The sequence below is a fragment of the Bartonella sp. LB28NMGDW genome (assembly GCF_042194435.1).
Taxonomy (GTDB): Bacteria; Pseudomonadota; Alphaproteobacteria; order Rhizobiales; family Rhizobiaceae; genus Bartonella; species Bartonella grahamii.
In genome coordinates this window covers 1-2187 of sequence record NZ_JBHIMX010000060.1, presented here as the reverse complement: position 1 = coordinate 2187, position 2187 = coordinate 1, and the positions used below count along the sequence as shown (strand labels likewise).

The window sequence follows — 2187 nt, the reverse complement described above, 5'->3', positions numbered from 1 at the left end:
AATGCGGTGGAGAGTTTTGCCCCCAACTTCGATTGTTTCATCAGTAAATTCGTATTTTTTTTCCATGGTTTATTGCCCTTAATGCATGTTTTGTTTTTTAATCTCTTGAGACAACATACCAATTCCTTTTGCTGTGATTTTTGCGCAAGGAATGACTTTTTCTATTCCACTTGCGGTTTGAAGTGTAATGGTGGGACAATCCATTAGTCCTTTTTGGATTTTATCCTGATAAGGCAATAAGCGATCCCCGAAAGTGCGTCGATACACCCATCCTTTTTTCTGTAGGAAGAGAATGAATTGTTTTGGTTGCATTTCGAGCACTTTAGCGGCTTCAGTAAGACCGAAGAGCCCATCAGAGCGTTGTAAGCTTTCAAGAGCCATGGCTTTTGGTTTTAAATCTTCAATGATGATGTCTTTACGCTCATTTTCATTTTTTAGATGAGTTAATACACCTAACATTACTTGTGGACTTGAGTAATCGATTTGTGGTGTAAGAACTTGCTTTGCACGCCGCTCGCATTCGATAAAGTATTCTCTTGCTTGCTTTCCTTTTTTATTACGCTCGACCATGGCAAGCTCTTTCGCCATGTCTAAGGTAAGATAGTATTCTACTGCTATGGCATTGTTCGCTTCCATTTTTTTGTGGAAGCGAATAAAGTCCCTTCCATCAAGGAAAGCATAGGTCATAATACGTTTTTTTATCCAAGTAGAAAAATCTTGTTTACTTTCTAAAAAGGTATGTAAGTCACGAGCATTAACTGTTTGAACGTTTTCTCCATTAACCGTGTTATTTGCGATAGTGATAGGATTATTCATAATTTTACTCCATCCGATAATTTAATAAGAGGAAAGAGGGGGGCGCTTTTAAATGCGCCCTTCAGAATTTAAAGCACATCACAAGGACGCAAACGGTGTTGTTTTTCGTAAGAACCATACATTGCATCATCATATTCGCGCTGTTTTATATCATCTAAAAAAAAACCGTATGCTGTGCTGTGTAGAATAAAATCGTGAGGAATGTTTCCGTTGAAACACTGCTCTTCACATTCTTTAAGATAGAATTCGGCAATATCTTCAGAGATATCTTCGCAACGATTAGTCGTTGGTTCAATACGCAAAATTTGGACAGCATTATCGGCTTGGTCGATAAATTTGATCATGTCACTTTCTTCTAAGAAAGGACCAGATTTAGCGAGATTTTGCTCTTCATTTTCGCACATCACTAAGAGAATTTCATCAGAATTTATAAACACTGGTTTCTTCACAAATGCCTCCATACTGCCTATTGGCAAAAGTTATTTTCTAAGATATGGAGTGAATATATTTTCGCTTTACGGTAATGTCAATATAAAAATACCGTATAACGAAAATTATTTTATGAGTATTCATCTAAAGATTAGTGTGTTTTTATAGATATTTGGAGATTTTATGAAAGGTTATAAGACTGCCAAAAGAAAATTTTTACAATTGTCAAATGAAGAAAAAACAGCAGTTATCGCTTTTTTGATTCGATTAAAGTATGAAGAAACGCTAAAACTGCCCTCCGTTCTTCTTCATTGCAAGACGAATATAGATCATAAAAATCTTGATCTATCTTGCTTAAAGCCGGATACGGAGGATACTCCTTAAAGAAACTGTGTAGCTTCACTAGCTCTTCTGCGGTGATATCACGGTAGGCTTTAGAGTCAGAGTCATCAATCGATAATAAGCGCGTAATAGATGATGGACTCAATCCTAAATGTTGCCCTAAAGCCTTACGGCTTCCATGCCCCATTTCATTTAATTTTTCATTAATCCACATTTTTATTAGCTTTTGAAAATCCATTTTATTTTTCTCTCTTAAAATTATTAAATAATCAATATTGCGTATTACGAAAATTTTGCTTATATTTGCGTAATACGTAAATATATGACAGAAATTTTGGATTACATGATTACTCCAGCAGTTATGATTATAAAATATTTAGGTGGTGCAAAACGTGTGTCGTTGATTTCTCAATGCCATGTGTCTGCTGTTTATAAATGGACTTACCCCTTTGAAAAGCGAGAGGGTAAAGGCGGCATCATTCCAGCTAAATACCAAATTATGCTTTTGAACTATGCACGTGACCATGGGATAGATTTGCGTCCAGAAGATTTTTTTTATCCCGAGCGCTTGCAGAGATTAATGCAAGAGCAACACCCCCC

4 protein-coding genes are annotated in these 2187 nt (G+C 36.1%); 1 reads left to right on the top strand and 3 read right to left on the bottom strand.

The features are described from left to right. Positions 1 to 78 precede the first annotated feature (78 nt). The 3 genes from ACFIKG_RS09020 to ACFIKG_RS09010 form a co-directional block, all read right to left on the bottom strand. Positions 79 to 816, bottom strand: coding sequence for an antA/AntB antirepressor family protein (locus ACFIKG_RS09020; RefSeq protein WP_375652169.1), 738 nt, complete (start codon positions 814 to 816; stop codon positions 79 to 81). 68 nt (positions 817 to 884) lie between these two features. After that, positions 885 to 1265, bottom strand: coding sequence for a hypothetical protein (locus ACFIKG_RS09015; protein ID WP_375652168.1), 381 nt, complete (start codon positions 1263 to 1265; stop codon positions 885 to 887). Positions 1266 to 1492: 227 nt separating this feature from the next. Next, positions 1493 to 1825 carry a hypothetical protein gene (locus ACFIKG_RS09010; protein WP_375626997.1) on the bottom strand — a complete coding sequence of 111 codons (333 nt, stop codon included), beginning with the start codon at positions 1823 to 1825 and terminating at the stop codon, positions 1493 to 1495. A gap of 105 nt (positions 1826 to 1930) precedes the next feature. On the opposite strand from ACFIKG_RS09010, the gene ACFIKG_RS09005 reads away from it, so the two are divergent. After that, positions 1931 to 2187, top strand: a 257-nt coding sequence (locus tag ACFIKG_RS09005; RefSeq protein ID WP_375638001.1) for a hypothetical protein, incomplete at its 3' end; no start/stop codon positions are given.

Excerpts from the sequence above, each read along its gene's own strand:
- ACFIKG_RS09010 (WP_375626997.1), bottom strand. The coding sequence starts at position 1,825 with ATGGATTTTCAAAAGCTAATAAAAATGTGGATTAATGAAAAATTAAAT.
- ACFIKG_RS09020 (WP_375652169.1), bottom strand. The coding sequence starts at position 816 with ATGAATAATCCTATCACTATCGCAAATAACACGGTTAATGGAGAAAAC.